This window comes from Ferrimonas sp. SCSIO 43195 (assembly GCF_023716685.1).
Lineage (GTDB): Bacteria > Pseudomonadota > Gammaproteobacteria > Enterobacterales > Shewanellaceae > Ferrimonas > Ferrimonas kyonanensis.
Genome location: NZ_CP072679.1, coordinates 1,595,068 through 1,621,764, shown reverse-complemented (window position 1 = coordinate 1,621,764; position 26,697 = coordinate 1,595,068). Strand labels below are relative to the sequence as shown.

Sequence of the window (26,697 nt, the reverse complement as noted above, 5' to 3'; positions counted from 1 at the left end):
CTCTTATTTTAAATTCGTGCATAAACCAGTTGCTGACCGCACAGCACCATCAACAGACAGAGGCCGACGTTCAGCAACACATTCAACATGGCTTTAATCCAGAATCCTTCCTGCATTAACAGAATGGACTCATTGGAGAAGGTCGAGAAGGTGGTTAACGCACCTAACATGCCAACCCCAATGAAGGCTTTCAAGGCCGGAGGCAGATCGGAAACGTCGCCCCACGCATAAAGCGCCCCCATGATCAGAGAGCCGATGCAATTTACCATCAGTGTACCAAAGGGAAAGCCAGTTCCGAATAGCTTTATGGCCATTAGTGATATGCCATAACGTGCGCTCGCTCCCACTGCGCCACCAAAAGCCACAGCGATCAGGTTATTCATAGCGTTTGTTCTCGCTTAGACGGTCTAAATCCGCCAAATGAGCCAGTTTTTCCTTAATTTTCCTCTCCAGCCCACGATCCGTTGGCTGATAAAATTGTTGCTGCGCCAGTTCCGGCGGCAGGTAGGCCTCGCCGGCGGCATAGGCTCCGGGTTCATCGTGGGCATAACGGTACTCGGCACCATAGCCCAGATTCGCCATCAACTTGGTCGGGGCGTTTCTCAGGTGCACCGGCACGTCCAGATGCCCAGTTTCCCTGGCGGCCACCCGCGCAGCTTTGAAGGCGGTATAGACGGCATTGCTCTTAGGTGCGGCGGCCAGATAGACGATCGCCTGGGCGATGGCCCGCTCCCCTTCGGCCGGCCCCACCCGATGGAAACAATCCCAGGCGTTTAAGGCGATCTCCATGGCGCGAGGATCGGCATTACCCACGTCTTCTGAGGCGATGGCCAGCAAACGTCGAGCCACGTACAGCGGATCACCGCCCCCCTCCAGGATGCGGCAGAACCAATACAAGGCGCCATCGGGATTGCTGCCCCGTACGGATTTGTGCACCGCCGAAATCAAGTCGTAATACTGATCGCCCTTATTGTCGTAGCGGGCGATGGGTTCACCGGCCACGTCCGCCAAATGCGACAGGGTCAGCGGCGCACCGTCGCTCATGTCCACCATCAGTTCCAGCAGATTCAGCGCTCGGCGGGCATCGCCATCCACCAGTTCGGCCAACGCCTGAGCCACCTGTTGTGGCAGCACCACCTGTTGCTTACCCAGCCCGCGTTCTTCATCCGCCACCGCCTCACAGACAATGCGCTTAATGGCGTCGGTGGAGAGCTTTTTAATCACGTACACCCGGGCTCGCGACAACAGTGCACTGTTGACCTCAAACGACGGGTTCTCGGTGGTGGCACCAACGAAGATCACCGTGCCGTCTTCGATAAAGGGCAGGAAGGCGTCCTGTTGGCTCTTGTTGAAGCGATGCACTTCGTCCACAAACAGCAAGGTTCGGCGGCCATGGGCCTGAGCGATGTCCTTGGCTTTGGCAATGGCGTCGCGGATCTCTTTCACCCCGGAGGTTACCGCCGAGATGCGCTCGACGTGCGCGTTGCTGTACTCGGCCACCAACTCGGCCAGGGTGGTCTTGCCGGTGCCTGGCGGGCCCCATAGAATCATCGAGTGAGCCTTGCCGGCCTCCAGTGCCTGTCGCAGCGGCTTTCCCTTGGCAAACAGGTGCTCCTGACCGATGTAATGCTCCAGCTTGCTGGGACGCATCCGCGCCGCCAGTGGCCGAAAATCGGGGCTGAAGTCCAGATTCAGAGTACTCATTGCCCGCGCTGATCGTCGATCTCGGTCCCCTCGGGGGCGTCAAAAACAAACATCGTATCCGCCAGAGGGGCAGTAGAGAAGTTGGTCAGTGCAAACTCACTGCGCACCGCCTGGCTGTCGGTCATGGCCAACGAGGTGATGGTCTCACCGGCAAAACACACCGACATCTTGCGCACATGACTGTCCTCGTCCTTGGGCTCGGCATCGAAACAATCGCCACGCTGGCTAAACTGGTAGCGTTGCCAGGCTTGCTCATCGGTACGGGTCAATATGGTCAACGGGGTCTGGGCAATGGCGTCGTCCTGACGGTACACCGACACCGATTCCATCAGCGGCTCATACACCCACACCGCCTCGCCGTCGGCCACCAACAGGCTCTCTTCCGGTGCGGTCAACTGCCACAAAAACCGGTCCGGCGCCCGCAGCGCCAATTTGCCCTGGCCGGTTTGAATCAGGTTACTGTCTTCGTCGAAGACCTGCTGCTGAAATTCGGCCTGAAACTGACTCAGGTTATCCAGTTTCTGCTTCAGGTTCTGCTGAGCATCGGCGTGGGCCAGCAGTGGCAACAATGCCACCGCGATTGCAATTCGTTTCATTCAACCTCTCACTGTCGTGCTGGTACCAGCACTTCTCGGTTTCCGTTGTGCCCCGGCGCGCTCACCAGGCCACTTTGCTCCATCTCCTCCACCATTCTGGCAGCGCGGTTATAGCCAATCTTCAGCTTGCGCTGAACACTGGAGATGGACGCCCGGCGTGACTCAATCACAAAAGCCACCGCCTCGTCGTAAAGTGCGTCTTTCTCAGCCTCGGAATCGGAACTCTCTCCCGGCAGCAGCACCTGTTCACCGCCGCTTTCTCCGGCCAGAATCTCTTCGATGTAATTGGGCTTGCCCCGGGCGCACCAATCTGCCACCACCCGATGCACTTCGTGATCATCCACAAAGGCGCCGTGAACCCGCACCGGCACACCGGTACCGGGCGGCAGGTACAGCATGTCACCCTGGCCCAGCAACTGCTCGGCACCCTGCTGATCCAAAATGGTCCGTGAGTCGACCCGGCTGGACACCTGGAAGGCGATCCGAGTCGGAATGTTGGCCTTAATCAGGCCGGTAATCACATCCACCGACGGACGCTGGGTCGCCAGAATCAAGTGAATCCCGGCAGCCCGGGCCTTCTGGGCGATTCGAGCAATCAGCTCTTCCACCTTCTTGCCGACGATCATCATCATGTCGGCAAACTCATCCACCACCACCACAATCGACGGCAACTTCTCCAACTCCGGCGGTTGCAGGTCCATGCTGTCGGTGGGTTGCCAGAACGGATCCGTCAACGGCTGCCCCTGCTGCTGGGCTTCCAGAATCTTGGCGTTGTAGCCCTTGAGGTTTCGCACCCCCATGGCCGACATCAATTTATACCGACGCTCCATCTCCCCTACACACCAGCGCAGGGCATTGGCCGCCTCTTTCATGTCGGTCACCACTTCGCACAACAGGTGTGGAATGCCTTCGTACACCGACAACTCCAGCATCTTGGGATCGATCATGATCAGGCGCACGTCTTCCGGAGTCGACTTGTACAGCAGGCTGACGATCATCGCGTTCACGCCCACCGACTTACCCGAGCCGGTGGTACCCGCCACCAGCAAGTGCGGCATCTTGCCCAGATCGACCACCACCGGATAACCGGAGATGTCCTGCCCCAGCACCATGGCCAGGTTCGACTTGGACTGCTCAAACTGTTCGCAGCCGAGCACGTCTCGCATAAACACGGTTTCACGGCTCTTGTTGGGCAGCTCCAGGCCGATCACCGACTTGCCGGGAATCACCTCCACCACCCGTACGCTCACCGCGGACAACGCCCGCGCCAGGTCCTTAGCCAGGTTGGTGATTTTAGACACTTTGACACCGGGAGCCAGATCCAGTTCAAACCGGGTGATCACCGGGCCGGGGTGAACATCCACCACCTTGGCCACCACATTGAAATCGGCCAGTTTCAGCTCCACCAAACGGGCAATCTGATCCAGCTCCTCCTGGGAGATGGGATTCTGCGCCTTATGGGGCCGGTCCAACAGTTCCAGCGTCGGCATCAGGGTCTGCGCTTCCATCTGCGCCGGCGTTAGCGCTTGCTGGTCTGCTGACGCCGCTTTCGGTGCCGGTGCGGGTTTCGGCGCCGGTTCCACCGCCCCGGCCTGCGGCTCAGGCGACAGTGCCGGGGCCTCGTCCGGGAAGGGTTCAGTCAGGGTCTCGGGCAGCAAGGGTTCCAGCGGGCTTAGCTTTGGTTCGGCCCTAGGGCCGTCCATCGCCTGTTTCAACGCTTCGGGCAAGGGCACCGACTCATCGGTGGCCGTCAGCGCTTCGTCCTGCTCCTCTTGGGGGCCGTACACCCGTTCGTCGTACCATTCGACAAAGCGTTTAAACCAGGCAAAACGATGCAGCAGCGGCACCTTATCCAGCCAGTCGGAGAGCTCGTCGTCGGTCGCCGCCGGCTCCGGTGCCTCTTCGGCCAATACCGGCCCGGCTCGGCCCGGCTTAGGCTGAGATGACGTGCGCTGCTTATGAGACTCGGCCACCTGCAGCAGCTCATCGGCATCACCGTCATCATTGCGGTCTCGGTTCATCAACCTCGACGGCAGTCGCCACAACCAGGTCACTGCGGTAATCACCCCGAAGCCGACTGCTTCCACCACGGTTGCCCAACTTAAGCCGGTAAACAGGGTAAAGCCGGCGCCGACAAAGCACAGCAGCAGCAGGGTGGTGCCCAGCAGGTTGAAATAGGGCAACATGGCATCGCGAATCACATCACCAATGACGCCGCCGGCAGAAAAGTAGTAAATGTCATCGGCATTCATCGACGCCAGGGTAGAAAACCCCAGTAACATCAACAATAAACCAACTATTCGAAGGGCCACCGAGAAGTAATCGATCTCGTCGATGCGGTAGCTGCGGCGAAACATCAGCCAGCCGGTTACCGCGGTCAGCAGCGGCACGGACCAGGCGCTGAGGCCAAAAGAGAAGTACAGCAGATCGGCAAGCCAGGCGCCCACCCGTCCCATGAGGTTATGTATCTGCCCGTCCCAGGCGGTTTGACTCCAGCCGGGATCCGCCGGATGGAAGCTGCCCAAGGCGGCCAACAGATACAGGGCCAGGGCGCAACAGACTATCAGCCCGCCTTCCAGCAACCGCTGAATCCCATTGAGGGTACGGGGCTGAATCGCTTGGTCACTCAAGCTCGTTACCTTTTATGCACTTAACTAAATTACGATAAAGAATACCATATCAGACAACGGTCGCTGATGCATGGTTATCTATACAGTTATCTGGGGGCGGCGATGCCGGCCGTCCCACCGGCAAAACTCGAACGGCTAAAACGAAAAAATGCCTCATAAAGAGGCACTTTTTGGGTAAACCAGAGCGGGACCAGGCTTAGGCTGGCACGCTGTGCTGGGCAATAAGTACCCGGCTGGTCTGTTTTACCTCTTCCATCACCACGTAGGTGCGAGTGTCTTTTACACCGGGCAGTTTCAACAGCGTTTCCGACAACAGCTGACGATAGGCGGACATGTCGCTAACACGAGTCTTCAGAAGGTAATCGAAGTCACCGGAGACCAGGTGACACTCTTGGATGTCATCCAGCGCCATCACGGAATGGTTGAATTTATCGAACACTTCTGGGGAATCGCGGTTCAGGGTGATTTCGACATAAACCAACAAAGAGGCGCCAAGATAATGAGGATTTACCAGTGCGGTGTAGCCCTGGATAAAGCCTTGACGCTCAAGACGTTTCACCCGTTCCAGGCAGGGTGTTGGGCTAAGGCCAACGCGCTTGGAGAGTTCAACATTGGAGATACGACCATCCTTTTGCAGTTCATTCAGGATGTTGCGGTCGATTCTATCCAACTCTTTGAGTGGCTTTTTCTTATTATATGCCATTATGTGCTTCCTTTTCCCTTCTTGGTTGGGATTTTATCCTAATAATGCCCAAATATATCGGAAGAAAAACTTCCGACTGAATAATATACTGATTCGCACCCGATAGCCACGAAAAAATCATATTCAGGCGCATAAATTCACTACATACGCCTATGGATTAGTATAAAACAACAAAAGGGGAAAATATGATCATCGGTGTGCCAAAGGAGATTAAGAACCACGAATATCGCGTCGGCATGGTACCGGCCAGTGTGCGGGAACTGACCCGTCGCGGCCATAAAGTACTGGTGCAAACCCAGGCGGGTAGCGGTATCGGCTTCGACGATCAAGACTACATCAACGCCGGCGCCGAGATCCTTGACAGCGCCGCTGCCGTCTTCGCCAGCGCGGAGATGATTGTAAAGGTAAAAGAGCCTCAGGCAGTGGAACGCGCTATGCTGCGTCCAGGTCAGATTCTGTTTACCTACCTCCACCTGGCACCGGATCTGCCGCAAACCCAGGATCTGGTGAACAGCGGTGCCGTCTGCATCGCCTATGAAACCGTTACCGACAATAAAGGCGGCCTGCCTCTGCTGGCGCCGATGTCGGAAGTGGCCGGTCGCATGTCGATTCAGGCCGGTGCCCAGGCACTGGAGAAATCCAACATGGGACGTGGCATGTTGCTGGGCGGCGTGCCCGGTGTCGAGCCCGCCAAAGTAGTGGTCATCGGCGGCGGCATGGTCGGCCGCAACGCGGCCCTGATGGCCGTCGGCCTGGGTGCCGACGTCACCATACTGGATCGTAACGTCAACGTACTTCGGGATCTCAACCATCAATTCGAAAACCGCGCCAAGGTGATCTACTCCACCGCCGAAGCACTGGAAAAGCACGTGCTGGATGCAGACCTGGTGATTGGCGGGGTCCTGATTCCAGGCGCGGCGGCACCAAAACTGGTGACCCGTGACCACATCAGCAAGATGAAACCCGGTGCTGCCATTGTCGATGTGGCCATCGATCAGGGCGGCTGTGTCGAGACCTCCAAGGCCACCACCCACCAGGATCCGGTGTTCATCGTCGACGATGTGGTGCATTACTGTGTGGCCAACATGCCTGGCGCCGTGCCCCGCACCTCCACCTTTGCCCTGAACAACGCCACCCTGCCTTACATCATTGCGCTGGCAGAAAAAGGCTATAAGCAAGCGCTGCTGGACGACGAGCACTTGCTGAACGGCCTCAATGTCATCAACGGTAAGATCACCTGCGAAGAGGTCGCCGAAGCGCTGAACTTTGAGTTCTTCGACCCCCGCAGCGAACTGACTGGATAAAAAACCTGACAGGGCAATCGAAAAAAGGGGGCAAAGGCCCCCTTTTCTTTTGCCCGTCAGCCCCATAAAATCCGGACAATTCCGTATAAAAGGATGGAGACCCTAATGAGCCAGGTAAAACACTGTGGCCTTTTAATTCTAGGTTCCGGCCCCGCCGGCTACACCGCTGCGGTGTACGCCGCCCGTGCCAACCTGAACCCGGTGCTGATCACCGGCATGCAGCAAGGCGGACAGCTGACCACCACCACCGAGGTGGAGAACTGGCCTGGTGACGCCAGCGACCTGACCGGTCCGGCACTGATGCAACGGATGCAACAGCACGCGGAGAAATTTGATACCGAGATCCTGTTCGACCACATCAACGAGGTGGACCTGAGCAATCGACCGTTCCGCCTCAAGGGCGACAGCGCCGAGTACACCTGCGATGCCCTGATCATCTCTACCGGTGCCTCCGCCAAATACCTGGGTCTGGACTCGGAAGAGGCATTTAAGGGCCGCGGCGTGTCTGCCTGTGCCACCTGCGACGGCTTCTTCTACCGCAATAAACCGGTGGCGGTGATCGGCGGCGGCAACACCGCTGTCGAAGAGGCACTGTACCTGTCTAACATCGCCTCGGAAGTGCACCTGGTGCATCGCCGCGAGGGCTTCCGGGCCGAGAAGATTCTGATGAAACGGCTGATGGACAAGGTCGAGAACGGCAACATTGTCCTGCACACCGATCGCACCCTGGATGAAGTCCTGGGTGATGAGATGGGTGTCACTGGCGCCCGCATCAAAGACACTCGCTCCGAGGCCACCGAAGAGCTGAGCGTGGATGGCGTGTTTGTGGCCATCGGTCACCAGCCCAATACCGGCATCTTCGACGGTCAACTGGCGATGAAAGACGGCTACATCCTGGTACAGAGCGGCCTGGAAGGCAATGCCACTGCCACCTCCGTGGCCGGTGTCTTTGCCGCCGGTGACGTGATGGATCACAGCTATCGACAGGCGATCACCTCCGCCGGCACCGGCTGCATGGCCGCCCTGGATGCCGAGCGCTACCTGGATGCCCTGGCGGATCAATAAGGCCGCCCCTTTCCACCTGAATCAAGAGGGAGCCGGTCTCCCTCTTGTTGTTTGTCAAAGAAGATTCTATGGACAAAGCGTTACAGCGCCAACTAAGCGGCTGGCTGCGTGGAGCCGCCCGGCCCGCCCGCAGCTGGCTGCTGCTTACCATCGGTTTCGGCATGCTGGCCGGCCTTTGCATCATCGGTCAGGCCTGGGTACTGGCCAACTTGCTGCACCAACTGGTGATTGAGCAGGTCGACAAAACCACACTCATTCCCGAGTTCCTGCTGCTGGCGGCACTGATCGCCGCCAAATCCCTGGCCCTGGCCGGCCGGGAAGTGGCCAGTTTCCGCATCGGATCGCTGGTCCGCCACAACACCCGCCAGGCGATTCTGGACAAACTCGACCGTCTCGGCCCAGCCTTTACCGCCAGCAAAAGTGGCGGCGCCTGGACCACCATGTTGCTGGAACAGACCGAGCAGATGCAGGACTTCTTCTCCAAGTACCTGCCACAGATGATGCTGGCCGGACTGATTCCACTGATGATTCTGGTGCTGCTGTTTCCCATCAACTGGATCGCCGGCCTGATTCTGCTGGGTACCGCGCCATTGACGGTACTGTTTATGGCCATCATCGGCATGGGTGCCGCCGACGCCAACAAACGCAACTTCCAGGCCCTGGCACGCCTGTCCGGCACCTTCCTAGACCGGTTGCGCGGCATGAGTACCATCCGTCAGTTTGCCGCCGCCCAGTCTCAGGCCGACACCCTACGTGATGCCTCCGACGAATTCCGCCAACGCACCATGGAGGTGCTGAGGATGGCATTTCTGTCATCGGCGGTGCTGGAGTTTTTTGCCGCCATCTCCATCGCCCTGATCGCGGTCTATTTTGGTTTCAGCTATCTGGGCCATCTGGATTTTGGTCATTATGGCGCCGGCATCACCCTGTTTACCGGCTTCCTGGTGTTACTGCTGGCACCGGAGTTTTACCAGCCGCTGCGGGATCTGGGGGCGTTTTATCACGCTAAGGCTCAGGCACTGGGAGCCGCCGAGTCCATCGTTGCCTTCCTGGACCATCAGTCCGAGGTCAATCAGGGTGACCGCGACCTGAAGGCCGGCTCGCCACTGCACGTCCGCGCGTCACAGTTGGTGGTCTGTGCCCATGATCATACGCCACTCACTCAGCCGCTGGACTTTGAGCTCGCCCCGGGACACAAGCTGGCGCTGGTCGGCCCTTCCGGGGCCGGAAAAAGCTCGGTATTGAAAGCCCTGATGGGGCTGCTGCCCTACCAGGGCAGCCTCACCGTCGACGGTATTGAAGTTCGGGACCTCGACCGCGACCCCTGGATGGGTCACTACAGCTGGTTGGGCCAAAATCCGGCCCTGGTGCACGGCAGCGTCCGCGACAACCTGTTGATGGGGCGCAGCGACATCGATGACGCCCGCCTGCAGCAAGCCTGTAAACGGGCCCACCTGGATCAGGCGCTGGCGCAGTTTGATCAAGGCCTGGAGCACAGGGTCGGCGATCGCAACAGCGGCCTGTCTGTTGGCCAGGCCCAGCGCATCGCTCTGACCCGCGCCCTGCTCAAGGATGCGCCCTTGCTGCTGCTGGATGAGCCCACCGCCAGTCTGGATCAGCGCAGTGAACAACTGGTCATGGACGGGTTGAGACAACACTGGGCCGATAAGAGCGTGGTGATGATCAGTCACCGCAATGACAGCCTCAATGAGATGGACACCGTGGTCACCCTGATGCCTAAGGAGCGCACCGATGCGTGATTTGCTGCCGTTCGTGGCCCTGTTCCGCCCGCATTGGAAACCGATGCTGCTGGGCGTGTTTCTGGCCATTGTTACCCTGTGTGCCAGCATCGGCCTGCTGTCGCTGTCGGGGTGGTTCCTGGCCGCCTCGGCCAGTGCCGGCCTGGTGGTTGCCACCCGGGGCCAGTTCAACTACATGTACCCTTCCGGCGGCGTTCGAGGCCTGTCCATTCTGCGTACCGCCGCCCGCTGGGCCGAACGGGTCGTCAGCCACGACGCCACCTTTCGGCTGCTAACGGATCTTCGCGACCGGTTCTTCCGGGTTCTGGCTCCCCTGACCCCGGCGGACCGCAGCGATCTGCGCGATGGCGACCTGCTCAACCGCATGGTGGCCGACGTTGATACCCTGGACCACCTGTACCTGAGGCTGATCTCCCCCCTGATTGCCGCCCTGGCAGCCATTGCACTGGTGTGCTTGCTGGTGGCCAGCTTTGATCCACGGTTGGCGCTGACTCTTGGCGCCGTGCTGTTGAGCCTGCTGGTACTGCTGCCGCTGTTGTTCTACCGCCTGGGCCGCCGTCCCGGCCAGCAACTCGGTGACAGCACCCGCCTGCTGCGGCAGCAATTGGTGGATCTGATCAGCGCTCAGACCGAACTCAGTGTCTACGCCGCCACCACCAACCAGCGGCGAAAGATTCTCTGCGCCGAAAACCAGTTGATTGGTGCCCAGGCCCGTCTGACCCGGGTGACGGCCCTGTCCCAGGCCCTGTTGCAACTGCTCAACGGCTGGACTCTGGTGCTGATGCTGTACCTGGCCGCCGATCAAGTGGGCAGCGCCGCGCCTCCGGGGCCGCTGCTGGCGCTGATCGCCTTTGTGACCCTGGCCAGCTTTGAAGCCCTGATTCCCGTCGCCGGCGCCTTTCAGCACCTGAGCCACACCGTCAATGCCGCCCAGCGACTGAAACCGGTACTGGAGCAGCGCTCCAGCGTCCGCTTCGGCGATGCCCCCTGGCAGCAAGGTAGCATCACTCTGGACAATCTCCATTTCAGCTACCCAAACAGCCCCAACCCAGCCCTAAATGGCGTGTCGCTGACCCTGGCTCCAGGCGAAAAGATTGCCCTGGTGGGCAAAACCGGCTGCGGCAAATCCACCCTGCTCAGCCTGCTTAGCCGCGAATGGCAACCCCAGTCCGGTCAGATTCGCCTCAATGACACCCCGTGGGAATCGCTGTCCGAAACCGCCCTGAGGCAACAACTCTGCGTGGTGGAGCAGCGGGTGCACGTCTTTAATGGCAGCCTGAGAGACAACCTGCTACTGGCCAGCCCCGGAGCCGACGATGCCCGGCTGATTCAAGCGCTGAGCCAGGTCGGACTGACTGCGCTGTTGGACGGAGATGGCCTGAATCAGTGGCTGGGAGAGGGTGGCCGTCAACTTTCCGGTGGTGAAGCCCGGCGCATCGGTCTGGCCCGCGCACTGCTGCATCCGGCTCAGGTGTTGTTGATGGATGAGCCTACCGAAGGCCTGGACGATGCCACCGAGGCCGAGGTGCTCAAACAGTTGTTGCAAGGAGAACGCAGCGTCATCTACGTCACCCATAAACAGGCGGGACTGGCGCAGATGGATCGGATACTGAACATGGAGCAAGGGCAACTTCGGCCCTGAAGAAGAAACAACGAGGGCGCCGGCAGGCGCCCTTCGCTTTTGCGGCGGATTACATCGCCTTATCCACCCGGACGCTGCCCCCTTGAAGGTACACCAGTCGCACCTCGTCCCCAGCCTGGAACAACATGCTGGGATCCCGGTCCTGCAGCACCATCAGTTGGTCACCGGCCTCGGTCTTAACCATCAACTCCACCAGCCGAACCTGCCGCACCTGATAGGCCGGGTTGTTGTTGTGTACCATACCGGCCCCCAGCAGCGCGCCGACCACGGTTGCCACGTCCTTGCCCGAACCTCCGCCAAACTGGTTGCCAATCAGGCCGCCCACCAGGGCTCCGCCAAAGGTCTTCCAGCCCCGATTGCGATCCTCGATCAATTCATCCTGCGTCACCTGGCGTACCGACTCTACTGTGGCATAATCCACCTTCTGAACGGGCACCGCCTGGTTGCGATTGTAAACCTGAGCCTGGGCCTGAACCGTAAACAACAGCACCAAAGCCAGTAATCCTCGTTTCACCCACATGATTTTTTCGCTAACTTTAATAGATACACGGTTTAATAGTACGCCTTATGGTTAAAGTTGTCCGCTACCTGAATACTGAAAGTCATTGGTTTCCTACTCCGCAGGAGGCCCTTAATGACCCCAATGGCCTGCTGGCCATCGGCGGCGATCTGTCACCGGAGCGTTTGATCCAGGCCTATCACAGCGGCATCTTTCCCTGGTTCAATCCCGACGAACCCATTTTATGGTGGTCGCCGGATCCCAGGGCGGTATTCCGGGTGGCGGATCACAGCCCCGGTAAAAGCCTCAAGAAGAGCCTGCGCCGGGCGGGATGGCGGATGAGTCTCAACCGGGACTTTGCTGCCGTCATCGATGGCTGCGCCGCCCCCAGGGCCAAACAGGACGGCACCTGGATCAGCCCGGCCATGCGTCAAAGCTACCTGACCCTGCACCAGATGGGGGTGGCCCACTCCATCGAAGTCTGGGATGGCGACGCACTGGCTGGCGGGCTGTATGGCCTGCGTGTCGGCGGCCTGTTTTGCGGCGAATCGATGTTTCACCGCCAGACCGACGCCTCCAAAGTGGCCTTCTGGGCCCTGAACCATCACCTGCGCCAGTGTGGCATCCACTGGATTGACGCCCAGGTTCCCAACGCCCACCTGGCTAACCTGGGAGCCCAAACCCTGTCGCGGGATCGATTCCTCAACCTGTTGGCCAGACACCGGGATCAACCGGTCAACGCCAGTCAGTGGCAACCTCAGGAGATTGAGCTAGATGTCTGAAGTCAGCCGCCTGCCCCTGGGGCTCAGCCAGCCGTTCGACTGCAGCTACCGACCGGAGAAGAAGGAGCAACTGCTCATTGTCCAGAGCAAGATGACGCCAGCCCACTTCGAGGGACTGATGCGACTGGGGTTTCGCCGCAGTGGCAGCGACGTGTATCGGCCTCACTGCCCAGAATGCCGCTCCTGCCAGCCAGTCAGGGTCGATGTGGCTCGCTTTCGTCCCAGTCGTTCACAAAAGCGGGTTCTGGCCAGAAACCGTGATCTGACCTGGACTGAAGTGGCCGCTCCCACCGAAGAGCAGCGGCGCCTGTATCACGACTACATTCGTCTGCGCCACCACGACGGCCCCATGTATCCGCCCACCGACGAGCAGTTCAACCGATTTCTGCCGTGCCCCTGGTTGCCACAACGTTACCTCGAAGCACGACTGGACGGAAGGCTGGTGCTGGTGGCGGTCACCGATGAACTGGAACATGCCCTGTCGGCGGTCTACACCTTTTTTGCCCCCGAGCTGGCCCGGCGCTCCCTCGGGGTACTGGGCATCCTCAAACAGCTGGAGCTGGCGCAGCAGCAGCACAAAGCCTTCCTGTACCTGGGATACCAGATCGATGAATGCCGAAAAATGGCCTATAAAACCCACTATCACCCCTATCAGGTGCTGGTTACAGGGGGCTGGCAAGCCATTGATTAATAAAACATCATCACCGGTGTCTGTGCCACTTTCCAGGGCTGCATCCAAAATCTGTGCCCGCCATCGGGGCAAACCGGGCACAGGCTAGCGTTGTGGCGTATAGTTGGGGCAGGTGTAAGCGTTTGACCATTGCTGACCAAAGCCGCTGAAGAGGCTGATGAAGCGCGCATTTCGCCACTGATGGGTATATCTTTACAGTGGCCGGTTTTTACGGCATGATACGCCCGATTTTTGTTTCGTAACAGGATAACCATTTAATGGCAAAAGAAGACAGTATTGAGATGCAGGGGACCATTTTGGAAACCCTACCTAACACTATGTTCCGTGTTGAGTTGGAAAATGGTCACGTTGTTACCGCCCACATCTCTGGTAAAATGCGTAAGAACTACATCCGTATCCTGACTGGTGATACCGTTACCGTAGCTCTGACTCCTTACGACCTGACCAAGGGCCGCATCGTCTTCCGCTCCCGTTAATCGTCCGTTTCGACTGCGCGATTCACTCGCGCCACCGACCGATTAAAATAAAAGCCCAGCACAACGCTGGGCTTTTTCGTGTCGGAACAGCACGCCAATCAGGCTTCGGTAACGGCGCTGTCCTCGCTGGAGTAATCGAAGCACAGTTCGTCCGCTTTAACGCTGACGCTGACCTCGCCGCCCTGCTGCAGTCGACCAAACAAAATCTCGTTGGCCAAAGGCTTTTTCAGTTGCTCCTGCACCAACCGGCTCATGGGGCGGGCCCCCATGTTCTGATCGTAGCCCTTCTCTGCCATCCAGACCCGAGCGTCCTCGTCCACGGTCAAGGTCACGCCCTTGTCGTCCAGTTGCGCCTGCAGCTCCACCAGAAACTTATCCACCACCTTGGCGATTACCTGCATATCCAGGTGATTGAACCAGACAATGGAATCGAGGCGATTGCGGAATTCAGGGGTGAACACCCGATTGATTTCACTCATGGCATCCAGGCTGTGATCCTGCTGCCGGAAGCCGATGGACTTGCGCACCGTCTCCTGCACCCCGGCATTGGTGGTCATCACCAGAATCACATTGCGGAAGTCTGCCTTGCGACCGTTGTTGTCGGTCAGGGTACCGTGATCCATCACCTGCAACAGCAGGTTATAAACATCCGGGTGAGCTTTCTCAATCTCATCCAGCAACACCACACTGTGGGGTTGCTTGAGCACCGCATCGGTCAGCAGTCCACCCTGGTCGTAACCGACGTAGCCAGGAGGCGCGCCCACCAGACGACTGACACTGTGGCGTTCCATGTATTCGGACATATCAAACCGAATCAACTCAATCCCCAGCAATCGGGCCAGCTGGGCGGTAATCTCCGTTTTCCCCACCCCGGTCGGTCCGGCCAGCAGGAAGTTACCCACGGGCCGATCTTCGTTGCCCAGACCACTGCGCGACAGTCGAATGGCGGCCGTCAATGAATCGATGGCCTGATCCTGGCCGAACACCACCAACTTGAGGTTACGATCCAGGTTGGCCAGCAAATCCTTGTCCGAGGCCGACACCGATTTTTCGGGAATGCGGGCGATTTTGGCGATGATGGTCTCGATGTCGGTCACCGACACCGTCTTCTTGCGCTTTGACGGCGGCAACAACGCCATCCGGGCCCCGGCCTCGTCAATGACATCGATGGCCTTATCCGGCAGATGACGCTCATTGATGTGCTTGGCCGACAACTCGGTGGCAGCGGTCAACGCCGACTGGGTGTAACGTACGCCATGGTGCTGCTCATAGCGCTCTTTCAGGCCCTGCAGAATGCGAATGGTCTCCGGCACGCTGGGTTCGACCACGTCAATTTTCTGGAATCGGCGTGCCAGGGCACGATCTTTCTCAAAGATCCCCTGAAACTCCTGATAGGTGGTGGAGCCAACACAGCGCAGTTTGCCGCTGGACAACAGTGGCTTCAGCAGGTTGGAGGCATCCATCATGCCGCCGCTGGCAGCACCGGCACCGATGATGGTGTGAATCTCATCAATGAACAGGATGGCGTTTTTACGCCGCTGCAGTTGCCGCAGCACCGCTTTGAAGCGTTTCTCAAAGTCGCCGCGGTACTTGGTGCCCGCCAGCAGCGAGCCCATGTCCAGGCTGAAGATGATGCAGTCTTTCATCACCTCCGGCACCTGCTCATTCACAATCCGATAGGCCATGCCTTCGGCAATGGCGGTTTTACCGACGCCAGCCTCACCCACCAGCAACGGGTTGTTTTTACGGCGCCGACACAGCACCTGAATCGCCCGTTCCAGCTCAGAATCCCGGCCAATCAGCGGATCAATCAGGCCCGCCTGAGCCTGCTCATTCAGGTTGGTGGCAAAATTCTCCAGCTTCTCGCTGCCCTCGGCGGACTCCTCGCCCTGAATCTCGTCCTGAGGGCCGTCATTGCTGGCATCGAGTTCGTCGCTGCCGCCTTTGACCACGCCATGGGCGATAAAATTGACCACATCGAGGCGGGTCACATCGGATTTGCGCAGCAGGTACACCGCCTGGGACTCCTGCTCGCTGAAAATGGCCACCAATACATTGGCACCGGACACCTCATTGCGGCCGCTGCTCTGGACGTGGAACACCGCCCGCTGCAGCACCCGCTGAAAACCGAGCGTAGGCTGAGTCTCACGCTCCTCGTCGTCCTCGGGGATCAGTGGCGTTGTCTGCTCAATGAAGCCCTCTATCTCCTGCTTGAGGGTCACCAACTTGGCGCCGCAGGCTTCCAGGGCTTCTTTGGCTGCCGGGTTATCCAGCAGGGCAAGCAGCAGATGCTCCACGGTCATAAACTCATGGCGGCTGCTTTTGGCCCTTTGAAACGCGTTATTCAAGGTCAATTCGAGATCTTTGTTCAACATATAGATTTCCCCTGAGTTACGTTGCACATGCCTGTTAGACGCGCTCTGTTGAGCACAACAGAGGGTGGTCGTTTTCACGAGCGTAGCGATTCACCTGGGCAGCCTTAGTCTCGGCCACGTCCAGGGTATACAAACCACATACGCCTTTTCCCTGATAGTGGATCGCAAGCATTATTTCCGTTGCTTGTTCAACTGTTTTCGAAAAATACTTCTGCAGGACCAGTACCACAAAATCCATGGGGGTGTAGTCGTCGTTGTTCAGTATCACTTTGTACTGAGGGGGTGGCTCTACCGCCTGTTGTTGAGATTCCTTTTCAACAACAAAATCCGTTTGGCTCTCTCTGCTCATAGTAAAAGCGTAGTCACTCTGGGTCGATTTGTTGAAGATTATGCGGTAATAAAGTCTTGACTCCGATGTTATCCATTTGTTAATAGATAGGGAGTCAACATCATAGTTGGCCGCTATGTTTCATTCCTATCTCTGTTATATGGGTGAAACCAGACGATTACAAGACGATTCAAGACAATGGAAGGAAGTCGAGGTATGGCTAACGGAACGGTTAAGTGGTTTAACAACGCCAAAGGATTCGGATTTATCTGCCCTGAGACTGGCGGCGAGGACGTGTTCGCGCACTACTCCACCATCCAGATGGAAGGGTATCGCACGCTGAAAGCTGGCCAAACTGTGGAATTTGAAATGGAGCAGGGTCCGAAAGGCATGCACGCTTCAAACATCACTCCCGCCAAGTAACACCTGGCCGGAGGCCGAAAAAAAGCAGACCCGAGGGTCTGCTTTTTTTATGTAAGCGGGTTTATCAGCCTCGATCACATGTTATCGATGATGGCATCGCCAAACTCGGAACAGCTCAGCAACGTGGCATCGTCCATCAAGCGGTCGAAGTCATAGGTCACGGTTTTGGCGGCAATCGCCCCTTCCATGCCGTTGACGATCAGATCCGCCGCTTCGATCCAGCCCATGTGGCGCAACATCATCTCACCGGACAGAATCAGAGAACCCGGGTTCACCTTATCCTGACCAGCGTACTTAGGTGCGGTACCATGGGTGGCTTCAAACAGTGCCACACCATCGCCGATGTTGGCGCCAGGCGCGATGCCGATGCCACCCACTTGCGCCGCCAGGGCATCGGAGATGTAATCGCCATTGAGGTTCATGGTGGCGATGACGTCGTACTCTGCCGGACGCAACAGAATTTGCTGTAGGAAGGCATCGGCGATCACGTCTTTAATGATGATCTCTTTACCGGTCTTGGGGTTGGTCATCTTGCACCAGGGGCCGCCATCAAGCAGTTCGGCGCCAAACTCGCGCTGGGCCAGCTCATAGCCGAAGTCCTTGAAGGCCCCCTCGGTGAACTTCATGATGTTGCCTTTGTGCACCAGGGTCAGCGAATCGCGGTCGTTGTCGATGGTATACTGAATGGCCGCTCGCACCAGGCGCTCGGTACCGGCCTTGGAGATCGGCTTGATGCCAATGCCACAGTTGTCTTCGAAACGAATCTTGGTGGCGCCCATCTCTTCGGTCAGGAACTTGATCACCTTGTTGGCATCGGCGGTACCCGCCTGCCACTCGACGCCGGCGTAGATGTCTTCACTGTTCTCGCGAAAGATCACCATGTCGGTCAGCTCAGGCTGCTTCAGCGGGCTTGGGGTGCCGCTGTAATAGCGAACCGGACGCAGGCACACGTACAGATCCAGCTCCTGACGCAGGGCCACGTTCAGGGAACGGATTCCGCCGCCCACCGGGGTGGTCAGCGGGCCCTTGATGGCCACGGCGTAGTCCTTAACCGCCGCCAGCGTCTCCTCAGGCAGCCAGGTATCGGCGCCGTACACCTGAGTGGATTTTTCGCCGCAGTAGATCTCCATCCAGTGGATCTTACGCTCGCCGCCATAGGCTTTTTCGATGGCAGCATCCAGGACTTTTCGCATTGGCGGGGTCACATCCACACCGATGCCGTCACCTTCGATAAATGGAATGATGGGTTCATTGGGAACGTTCAGCGCACCGTTGTCGGTAACCGTGATCTTCTGACCTTCGGCAGGAACGACAATCTTTGACTCCATGTTATTCTCCTTTTTCCTTGCGCTTGATGTGCGGCCGACTCGGCGACCGGCAGTTTGAGCTTTGTCACAATTCGCCGTCATCATAAAACATTCCGCTTGGTTTAGAAACGGCCAGCCGGTGAACTGTCCGCCAGTATTCATCAGCCCCGCGTCCGACTCCATTGCACCTTGGTCTAGTCCCCGGACGCAAAGCCCGGTACACTGTTCCCATGCAAAAACAACGCCCAGTCAGAGCCGCCAAGCGGCCTGGACAGCGACCTGCGCCACGACCGAAACGACCTCGTGGCCCCCGACAGGTTCTGCTGTTCAACAAACCTTTCGACGTCTTGACCCAATTTACCGATGACGCCAATCGAGCCACCCTCAAAGATTACATTCCCGTCGAGGGGGTGTACGCCGCCGGCCGCCTGGACCGGGACAGCGAAGGCCTGCTGGTACTGACCAACGACGGTCAGCTGCAGGCAAAACTGACCCAGCCGGGCAGAAAAACCAGTAAAACTTACTGGGTCCAGGTGGAAGGGATTCCCAGCGATGATGCCCTGACCCAGCTGAGCCAGGGGGTCACCCTCAATGACGGTCCGACCCTGCCGGCCAAAGTGGAGCGCATCGACGAGCCCGCCATGCTGTGGCCCCGCACTCCCCCCATTCGGGAGCGCAAATCGATTCCAACCTGCTGGCTGGCCATCACCCTTATCGAGGGACGCAACCGCCAGGTAAGGCGCATGACCGCCCACATTGGTCACCCCACTCTGAGGCTGATTCGCTATCGAATGGGCAACTGGACCCTGGACGGTCTCGACAGCGGCGACTACCGCCAGGTTTAAACAACAGCGACTCGACGCCAACGGACATTTTTTGATTGGCCCCTTGAAGCCATTCGCCAATAGCCCCATATGGCCAATTCATGGTAAAATCTGCGCCCGCGCACCAATGGGCGCATTTTTCTTTTTGCACTTACTCTATTCGGAAATAGCGTGTCTATGTCAGATAACCGTTCCAAGAAGGTGATCGTCGGCATGTCCGGCGGCGTTGATTCCTCCGTGTCTGCCTACCTGCTGATGCAGCAGGGCTATCAGGTCGAAGGCCTGTTTATGAAAAACTGGGAAGAGGACGATACCGATGAGTATTGTGCCGCCGCCCAGGATCTGGCCGATGCCCAGGCGGTGTGTGACAAGCTGGGAATCACTCTTCACAGCATCAACTTTGCTGCCGAATACTGGGACAACGTGTTCGAGTACTTCCTCGAGGAGTACAAGGCGGGTCGTACCCCCAACCCAGACATCATGTGCAACAAAGAGATCAAATTTAAGGCGTTCCTGGAGTTCTCTGCCGAGGCGCTGGGGGCCGACTACATCGCCATGGGTCACTACGTCCGCCGCCGGCAGGCCGCCGACGGCCGCTTTGAAATGCTGCGGGGCCTGGACGGCAACAAAGATCAAAGTTACTTCCTGTATACCCTGAATAGCGAGCAGGTCGGGCAAACCCTGTTCCCCGTCGGTGATCTCGAAAAACCGGAAGTGCGCCGCATCGCCGAAGAACAAGGGCTGGTCACCGCCGGTAAAAAAGACAGCACCGGCATCTGCTTTATTGGCGAGCGCAAATTCACCGACTTCCTGGCCCAGTACCTGCCCGCCCAGCCCGGTGACATCGAAACCGTGGACGGCGAGTGCATCGGTACCCACCAGGGGTTGATGTACCACACCCTGGGCCAACGCAAAGGGCTGGGCATCGGCGGCATGAAAGAGTCTGGCGCCGAGCCCTGGTATGTGGTCGACAAAGACCTGAAACGCAACGTGTTGGTGGTGGCTCAAGGTGCCGATCATCCAAGGCTGTTCTCCAACGGCCTGGTGGCCAACCAGCTGCACTGGGTCGACCGCCTCGGTCCCGCCGACGGCAGCAAATTAAGCGTTAAAACCCGTTATCGCCAACAAGATATTCCTTGTTCCATCAAGGTATTGGATAATGGCGATCTTGAAGTCCTGTTTGACGAGCCGGTCTCCTCCGTGACTCCGGGCCAGTCTGCCGTGTTCTACGACGGCGACGTGTGCCTGGGCGGTGGCATTATCGACGCAGTCATTCGTTAACGGAAACTGAGATGCAAGAGAACCTGCAAGCACGCACCATGGCTTTTGCCGCCCTGACCCAGGCCATCTGGCAGGTGCAACAGCTGTCCCGCTATGGCCGGGTGGACGACGACGCCATGGCCATGAGCCTGAACGCCATCCTGATCACCGATCCGGACAACCCGGAGGACGTGTACGATCGCGACCGCCTCAACGCCGGCTATCGCACCCTGGTGGATCAGATTGGCGACGGCAATCGCAAAGACGTCGATTTGACTCGCTACATCGTTGGCATCATGGCGCTGGAACGCAAGCTGGCCAAGAATCCGTCGGCCCTGAGCATGCTGAGCGAGCGCCTGTCCCAGGTAAAACGTCAGCTGCACCACTTTGAGATTACCGATCCCCAGGTGCTGGCCAACCTGTCTTCCATCTACAGTGACGTCATCAGCCCTCTGGGGGCCAAGATTCAGGTGGTCGGCAACCCGGAGCAGCTGCAGCAGACCGTCAATCAGAACCGCATTCGAGCCCTGTTGCTCGGCGCGATTCGAGCGGCGGTGTTATGGCGACAACTGGGCGGAAAACGGCGGCAGCTGATGTTTGCCCGCAGCGCCATGGTCAAGACCGCCATGCAGGCGATTAAATAGAATACTCATAAGATGCGCCGGGCTCCCTCGGCGCATCTTCATTATAACGAACCGTTGCCCGAGCAATGGTCACACTCTCTGACTTTGTACCCAAGGAGATTTACATGGAGCTGTCCAGCCTTACTGCCATCTCGCCCGTTGATGGCCGTTATGGAAGCAAAACCGCCCCTCTTCGTTCCATCTTCAGCGAATTCGGCCTGGTAAAATACCGGGTTCAAGTGGAGATCAGCTGGCTGAAACTGCTGGCCGCCTGCCCGGACATCGCCGAAGTGCCCTGCTTCTCCGAACAGGCTCTGGCGACACTGGATGCCATCACCGCCAACTTCAGCGAAGCGGATGCCGCCCGAGTCAAAGAGATCGAGCGCACCACCAACCACGACGTCAAAGCGGTAGAGTACTTCATCAAGGAGCGCATCGCCGACTGCGCCGAACTGCATGCCATTAACGAATTCGTCCACTTTGCCTGCACCAGTGAAGACATCAACAACCTGTCCCACGGCCTGATGCTGACCGAAGCCCGGGATCAGGTGCTGCTGCCTTATTGTCAGCAACTGGTGGACGCCATCAAGGATTTGGCCCGTCGTTACGCCACCATCCCGATGATGGCCCGTACCCACGGTCAACCCGCCTCCCCCACCACCATGGGCAAGGAGATGGCCAACGTCGCCATTCGTCTGGAGCGCCAGGTAAAACAAATCGCTGAGGTAGAGATCCTCGGTAAACTGAACGGTGCCGTAGGCAACTACAACGCCCACCTGTCTGCCTACCCGAATGTGGACTGGCACCACCTGTCCGAGCGCTTTGTGTCTGGTCTGGGCCTGACCTGGAACCCCTGGACCACTCAGATCGAACCCCACGACTACATCGCCGAGCTGTTCGATGCTTTCGCCCGTTTCAACACCATCCTGCTGGACTTCGACCGCGACCTGTGGGGCTACATCGCCCTGGGTCACTTCAAGCAGAAAACCGTCGCCGGCGAAATTGGCTCCTCCACCATGCCACACAAGGTCAACCCCATCGACTTCGAAAACTCCGAAGGCAACCTGGGCCTGGCCAATGCCCTGTTCAGCCATCTGGCCGCCAAGCTACCGGTGTCCCGCTGGCAGCGCGACCTGACCGACTCCACCGTGTTGCGTAACCTGGGTGTCGGCGCCGGCTACAGCCTGATCGCCTACCAGTCCACCCTCAAGGGGATCAGCAAACTGGAAGTGAACGAGCAGAGCCTGCTGGATGAGCTGAACAGCAACTGGGAGTTATTGGCCGAGCCGATTCAGACCGTCATGCGTCGTTACGGCATCGAAAAGCCGTACGAGAAGCTCAAGGAGCTGACCCGGGGTAAGCGGGTCAACCAGCAGATCATGGCCGAGTTCATCGATGGCCTGCAACTGCCGGACGGCGTCAAGGCGGAGCTGAAGCAGTTGACGCCGGCCAACTACATTGGCCGCGCGCACGCCTTCATTGAGCAGTTTTAACCTGCCACACTGCCGTCAACGCCACCACTAAGGTGGCGTTTTTCTTTCCTCATTCCATTAAAAACTTCGTCTAGGCTAAACAGAACGCTTTTTTTCATCGGAGCCCCAGATGAACTCCCTGAAGCCTCTGCTGTTTAGCCTGCCGCTACTGCTCGCCTGCTCCCCGGAACCGCAACCACAACGCGCCGCCGCCGTCAGGCCGGTAAAGCTGTTCACCATCACCGACGCCCAGCGCAACCAAGTCTATGAATTTCCTGCCGTGGTGGACGCTTCCCGGGACGCCGCTCTGAGTTTTCAGGTCAGTGGCCTGCTCAAGGAGCTCAACATCATCGAGGCTCAACAGGTTCAGGAAGGTGAACTGCTGGCCAAGCTGGACCAGCGGGATTTCCTCAATAAGCTGGCGTCGGCCCAGGCGGAGTATGACAACGCCGAGCGGGAATACCGACGACTGGAGCAAGTGGCCTCCAAGGGACTGATCTCCCAAAGTGATCTCACCAAGCAGCTCTCCGCCCGCGACATAGCCAAAGCCAACCTGGGGATCGCACAGAAGGCCCTGGATGACAGCGTACTGCACGCGCCCTTCTCTGGCACCATCGCCCAGGTGCCGGTGATCAACCTACAGAACATCACTGCCGGAGAGCTGGTGGCTAAATTGATCGACACCCAGGAACTTGAGGTAAATTTCAATGTTCCCTCCAGGCTGATTAAGTCCGGTCAGCCGCCCAAAGTTGAGGTGATCATCAATGCCGACCCGGAGCGACGCTACACCGCCCGATTCAAGGAAATTGGCCTGATTGCCGACCCCAGTTCCCAGACCTATCCGGTTACCTGGCTGTTCACCCCACCGAAGGGCAAACTGATACTGCCTGGCATGCTGGCCACGGTCGAAGCCTCGCCCCCCGGAGCTGGCAGCACTACTCTGGCCATCCCGCTGGAGGCGGTTCAGCAGCAGGGAACCCAAACCTATGTGTGGCTCTACCAGCAGCAGAGCGGCTCCGTCATCCGCCGGGATATCCAGGTCTCCGATGGTGTGGGTGACCTGGTGCCAGTCAGTGCGGGACTGGCCATCGGCGATACCATAGTTGCTGCCGGCGGCGCCTATCTGGCGGAGGGGATGGAGGTGAAACCATGGCAGGATTGAACCTGGCAGAGTTCAGCATTCGCAACAAGGTCTTCAGCGTTATCCTGATTATCCTGGTGTGCATGGGAGGCTGGAACGCCTACCAGGAGATGCCCCGGCTGGAGGACCCCGACTTCACCATTCGAGAAGCACCGGTGATCACACTTTACCCCGGCGCCAGCCCCGAGGAGGTGGCCGAAGAGGTCACCGATCCTCTGGAGCAGGCGATTCAGGAGATGCAGGAAGTGGACTACCTGGAGTCCACCTCATCGGACGGGGTATCGGAGATCAAGGTCAACATCAAATATGAATTCTCCAAGAGCAAAGACGCCCTGAGTCTGGTGTGGACCAAGCTGCGCAACAAGGTGCGCGATGCCCAAACCGACCTGCCCCCTGGCACCTACGAATCTGTAGTGGTGGATGACTTTGGCGACGTCTACGGCCTCTATTACCTGATCACTGGCCAGGGATTTTCCGATGCGGAATTGCGTCGCTACGCCAAGCAGTTGCAGAGCGAACTGCTGCAAGTGGAGGATGTGGCCAAGGTGAGCCTGGGCGGGGAACGCAGTGAGGGAATCTATGTGGAGATCTCCCGGGCCCATGCCACCGCCCTGGGACTTAATATCAACAATATCTACGCCACTCTGGAGAGCCAGAATACCGTCAGCAGCGCCGGTGACGTCAAGATTGGCGATAAACGGGTAATCATCTACCCCAGTGGCAACATCGATTCGGTGGAGTCCATTCGCAACCTTCAGGTCTCCTCCACCGCAGATGGCCAGGTGGTCTACCTCAAGGACATCGCCAATGTCTGGCGCGGCTATCAGACCCCCAGAGATCACAGCTACCGCTTCAATGGCCAGCCTGCCGTCGCCATGGGGATCTCAGCGGTTCAGGGTAGCAACATCGTCAAGGTGGGCCAAGCGATAGACGCCAAGCTGGCGGATGCGGAAAGCCGCCGCCCCTGGGGCATGGAGGTCAACCAGTTCTACCATCAAGGGCAAGAGGTGGCGGCTTCTGTGCAGGGGTTTGTGGCCAACGTGCTTATCGCACTGGTGATTGTGGTGGTGACCCTGCTGCTGTTTATGGGCCTGAAGTCCGCTGCGGTGATCGGCGCCATCTTGCTGCTGACCATCGCCGCCACCCTGGCCACCATGCACATCAGCGGCATCCCCATGCACCGCATCTCATTGGGGGCATTGATCATCGCCCTGGGAATGATGGTCGACAATGCCATTGTGGTCACCGAAGGAATACTGGTGGGGATGCAGCGAGGCACAAAAAAACTGGCCATAGCCAAAAACATCGTTACCCAGACCCAGTGGCCATTGCTGGGAGGCACCCTGGTGGGCATCATCGCCTTTGCCCCCATCGGCTTCGCGCCCGGCGACACCGCCGAGTACACCGGCCACCTGTTCTGGGTGATCCTCATCTCCCTGCTCTACAGCTGGCTATTTGCCCTGACCCTGACGCCCCTGTTTTGCTACTGGCTGTTTAAAGAGCAATCGCCGGACAGTGATGCCAATGCTGGCGACGGTGCCTTTACCCGAGCCTATAAGTCCAGCCTGACACTGGCCCTGAAGCTACGTCTGTTGGTGTGTGCCGGAGTGGTGGCGCTGTTCATCGCATCGGTATGGGGCTTTCAGTTCGTCAAGGACGGCTTCTTCCCCGCCTCCACCACGCCTCAGATGGTGGTGGATTACTGGCTGCCCCAGGGGAGTGACATCGAACGCACTTACCAAGACTTGGCCGCGGTCGAAGCCTTTATTCTGCAACAGCAAGGGGTGAAGTCGGTCAACGCCACCATAGGTGCAGGAGGCCTTCGCTACATGCTGGTGTACTCGCCGGAATCGGAAAACAGCGCCTACGGCCAGCTGCTGGTGCGCCTGGATGACTATCGGCGCAACGATACCCTCATCCCCAGGATTCAGAATTACATTGACCAAAACTTCCCCAATGCTCAGGCCAAGGTGTGGCGCTTTGTACTGGGGCCAGGAGGTGGCTCCAAGATCGAAGCTACCTTCAAGGGACCTGACCGGGCCGTGCTCAGGCAACTGGCGGATCGAGCCAAGGCCATCATGATTGCCGATGGCGGCGCCATCGCCATCAAGGATGACTGGCGCCAACCGGTTAGCGTCATTGAACCCATCTACTCGGAATCGGAAGCCCGGCGAGCCGGCATCAACCGGGAAGACCTGGCCATGGCGCTGTTGACAAACTTCTCCGGCCGGCAGATCGGCACCTTTCGAGAATTTGATGATCTTATCCCCATCTTCGCCCGGGCGCCGGCACTGGAACGAGTCGGCATCAAGGGCATCCAAAATATTCAGGTACTGAGTGCCAGCACCGGCCAGACCGTACCCATTGCTCAAGTGGTTGAAGAGTTTCGCACTATCTGGCGTGACGGGCAGATAAAGCGAGAAGACAGGCTGTGGACCATCAAGGCCCAGAGCGACCCACTCCCCGGGGAGCTGGCATCGGATCTGCTTACTCGCATCAGGGCTCAGGTGGAGGCGATCCCCCTGCCCAACGGCTACAGTCTGGAGTGGGATGGAGAATTTGGCGATTCCACAGAATCTCAGCAGGACCTGGCCTCAGTGATTCCTCTCGGGGTGATGTTTATGGTCGTCATCGTGTTTGTGCTGTTCGGCACCGTTCGCCAACCGGTGATCATCTGGCTGGTGGTGCCACTGTCCCTGATCGGGGTGGTGGCTGGCCTGCTTGCCACCTCTACACCCATGGAGTTCATGGGGATCCTGGGGCTGCTCTCCCTCTCCGGTTTGCTGATCAAAAACGCCATCGTCCTGGTGGATCAAATTGATCTGGAGATTGCAGAGGGCAAAGCCCCCTATCAAGCGGTCATCGACGCCTCCGCCAGCCGGGTCCGGCCGGTGATGATGGGGGCCCTGACCACGGTACTCGGGGTACTGCCGCTGTTTTTTGACGCCTTCTTTCGCTCCATGTCTGTGGTCCTGGTCGGCGGACTGTCGTTTGCGACCCTGCTGACGCTAATCCTGATTCCCGTGTTGTACGCCCTGTTTTTCAACATTCGAACCCCCGCCCCCTGAGCGTGTATAATCCGGGCCTGCCAA

General features: G+C 58.4%; 23 protein-coding genes. 14 read left to right on the top strand and 9 right to left on the bottom strand.

Translation table 11 applies throughout. The features are described 5' to 3' along the window. Positions 1-8 precede the first annotated feature (8 nt). From crcB to lrp, 5 genes are all read right to left on the bottom strand, one after another. The gene (gene crcB, locus J8Z22_RS07745; protein ID WP_028113547.1) at positions 9-383 is read right to left on the bottom strand and encodes a fluoride efflux transporter CrcB; all 375 of its coding nucleotides are present in this window, start codon (positions 381-383) and stop codon (positions 9-11) included. Continuing rightward, the gene (locus J8Z22_RS07740) at positions 376-1,704 is read right to left on the bottom strand and encodes a replication-associated recombination protein A (protein ID WP_252009901.1); all 1,329 of its coding nucleotides are present in this window, start codon (positions 1,702-1,704) and stop codon (positions 376-378) included. The genes crcB and J8Z22_RS07740 overlap by 8 nt, the downstream gene beginning before the upstream one ends. Continuing rightward, positions 1,701-2,300 carry an outer membrane lipoprotein chaperone LolA gene (lolA, locus tag J8Z22_RS07735; protein WP_028113549.1) on the bottom strand — a complete coding sequence of 200 codons (600 nt, stop codon included), beginning with the start codon at positions 2,298-2,300 and terminating at the stop codon, positions 1,701-1,703. Before lolA ends, J8Z22_RS07740 begins: the two co-directional genes overlap by 4 nt. An 8-nt stretch (positions 2,301-2,308) precedes the next feature. After that, entirely contained in the window at positions 2,309-4,930 is a 2,622-nt protein-coding gene (locus J8Z22_RS07730; RefSeq protein WP_252009900.1) for a DNA translocase FtsK, read from the bottom strand. A gap of 196 nt (positions 4,931-5,126) precedes the next feature. Further along, entirely contained in the window at positions 5,127-5,633 is a 507-nt protein-coding gene (gene lrp, locus J8Z22_RS07725; RefSeq protein WP_028113551.1) for a leucine-responsive transcriptional regulator Lrp, read from the bottom strand. Positions 5,634-5,818: 185 nt separating this feature from the next. Between lrp and ald the strand changes: the two genes are divergently transcribed. The 4 genes from ald (at position 5,819) to cydC (ending at position 11,404) form a co-directional block, all read left to right on the top strand. Beyond that, positions 5,819-6,937, top strand: coding sequence for an alanine dehydrogenase (gene ald, locus J8Z22_RS07720; protein ID WP_252009898.1), 1,119 nt, complete (start codon positions 5,819-5,821; stop codon positions 6,935-6,937). 105 nt (positions 6,938-7,042) lie between these two features. After that, entirely contained in the window at positions 7,043-8,002 is a 960-nt protein-coding gene (trxB, locus tag J8Z22_RS07715) for a thioredoxin-disulfide reductase (RefSeq protein ID WP_028113553.1), read from the top strand. A gap of 68 nt (positions 8,003-8,070) precedes the next feature. After that, a complete protein-coding gene (gene cydD, locus J8Z22_RS07710) occupies positions 8,071-9,762 on the top strand; it encodes a cysteine/glutathione ABC transporter permease/ATP-binding protein CydD (protein WP_252009897.1) in 1,692 nt (563 codons plus the stop codon). Next, positions 9,755-11,404, top strand: coding sequence for a cysteine/glutathione ABC transporter ATP-binding protein/permease CydC (gene cydC, locus J8Z22_RS07705; protein WP_252009894.1), 1,650 nt, complete (start codon positions 9,755-9,757; stop codon positions 11,402-11,404). The genes cydD and cydC overlap by 8 nt, the downstream gene beginning before the upstream one ends. Positions 11,405-11,453: 49 nt before the next feature. Here the strand turns inward: cydC and J8Z22_RS07700 are convergent, their stop codons facing one another. Further along, positions 11,454-11,924 (bottom strand): glycine zipper 2TM domain-containing protein, encoded by a 471-nt coding sequence (locus tag J8Z22_RS07700; RefSeq protein ID WP_028113554.1) that lies wholly within the window; start codon positions 11,922-11,924, stop codon positions 11,454-11,456. A 47-nt stretch (positions 11,925-11,971) separates the two neighbouring features. Between J8Z22_RS07700 and aat the strand changes: the two genes are divergently transcribed. The 3 genes from aat (at position 11,972) to infA (ending at position 13,852) form a co-directional block, all read left to right on the top strand. Continuing rightward, a complete protein-coding gene (aat, locus tag J8Z22_RS07695) occupies positions 11,972-12,685 on the top strand; it encodes a leucyl/phenylalanyl-tRNA--protein transferase (protein WP_252009892.1) in 714 nt (237 codons plus the stop codon). Then, positions 12,678-13,376, top strand: coding sequence for an arginyltransferase (locus J8Z22_RS07690; protein ID WP_252009891.1), 699 nt, complete (start codon positions 12,678-12,680; stop codon positions 13,374-13,376). Before aat ends, J8Z22_RS07690 begins: the two co-directional genes overlap by 8 nt. Before the next feature lie 257 nt (positions 13,377-13,633). Then, on the top strand, positions 13,634-13,852 hold the full coding sequence (gene infA / locus J8Z22_RS07685) for a translation initiation factor IF-1 (protein ID WP_028113557.1): 219 nt from the start codon (positions 13,634-13,636) through the stop codon (positions 13,850-13,852). Positions 13,853-13,950: 98 nt separating this feature from the next. Here the strand turns inward: infA and clpA are convergent, their stop codons facing one another. Next, complete coding sequence (gene clpA / locus J8Z22_RS07680; RefSeq protein WP_028113558.1) at positions 13,951-16,227, bottom strand: ATP-dependent Clp protease ATP-binding subunit ClpA; 2,277 nt, start codon at positions 16,225-16,227, stop codon at positions 13,951-13,953. 34 nt (positions 16,228-16,261) lie between these two features. Continuing rightward, on the bottom strand, positions 16,262-16,576 hold the full coding sequence (clpS, locus tag J8Z22_RS07675) for an ATP-dependent Clp protease adapter ClpS (RefSeq protein WP_028113559.1): 315 nt from the start codon (positions 16,574-16,576) through the stop codon (positions 16,262-16,264). Positions 16,577-16,771: 195 nt separating this feature from the next. Between clpS and cspD the strand changes: the two genes are divergently transcribed. Then, positions 16,772-16,978, top strand: coding sequence for a cold shock domain-containing protein CspD (gene cspD / locus J8Z22_RS07670; protein WP_028113560.1), 207 nt, complete (start codon positions 16,772-16,774; stop codon positions 16,976-16,978). Between the two features lie 74 nt (positions 16,979-17,052). On the opposite strand, the gene icd is transcribed toward cspD, so the two are convergent. Continuing rightward, positions 17,053-18,306 (bottom strand): NADP-dependent isocitrate dehydrogenase, encoded by a 1,254-nt coding sequence (gene icd / locus J8Z22_RS07665; protein WP_028113561.1) that lies wholly within the window; start codon positions 18,304-18,306, stop codon positions 17,053-17,055. Between the two features lie 209 nt (positions 18,307-18,515). On the opposite strand from icd, the gene rluE reads away from it, so the two are divergent. From rluE to J8Z22_RS07635, 6 genes are all read left to right on the top strand, one after another. Then, on the top strand, positions 18,516-19,130 hold the full coding sequence (rluE, locus tag J8Z22_RS07660) for a 23S rRNA pseudouridine(2457) synthase RluE (protein WP_028113562.1): 615 nt from the start codon (positions 18,516-18,518) through the stop codon (positions 19,128-19,130). A gap of 156 nt (positions 19,131-19,286) precedes the next feature. Then, positions 19,287-20,390 (top strand): tRNA 2-thiouridine(34) synthase MnmA, encoded by a 1,104-nt coding sequence (gene mnmA, locus J8Z22_RS07655; protein ID WP_252009889.1) that lies wholly within the window; start codon positions 19,287-19,289, stop codon positions 20,388-20,390. An 11-nt stretch (positions 20,391-20,401) separates the two neighbouring features. Then, on the top strand, positions 20,402-21,013 hold the full coding sequence (gene hflD, locus J8Z22_RS07650) for a high frequency lysogenization protein HflD (protein ID WP_028113564.1): 612 nt from the start codon (positions 20,402-20,404) through the stop codon (positions 21,011-21,013). Positions 21,014-21,117: 104 nt separating this feature from the next. After that, entirely contained in the window at positions 21,118-22,485 is a 1,368-nt protein-coding gene (gene purB / locus J8Z22_RS07645; RefSeq protein WP_252009887.1) for an adenylosuccinate lyase, read from the top strand. Between the two features lie 109 nt (positions 22,486-22,594). After that, complete coding sequence (locus J8Z22_RS07640; protein WP_028113566.1) at positions 22,595-23,626, top strand: efflux RND transporter periplasmic adaptor subunit; 1,032 nt, start codon at positions 22,595-22,597, stop codon at positions 23,624-23,626. Beyond that, on the top strand, positions 23,614-26,673 hold the full coding sequence (locus tag J8Z22_RS07635) for an efflux RND transporter permease subunit (protein ID WP_252009885.1): 3,060 nt from the start codon (positions 23,614-23,616) through the stop codon (positions 26,671-26,673). The genes J8Z22_RS07640 and J8Z22_RS07635 overlap by 13 nt, the downstream gene beginning before the upstream one ends. Positions 26,674-26,697 lie beyond the last annotated feature (24 nt).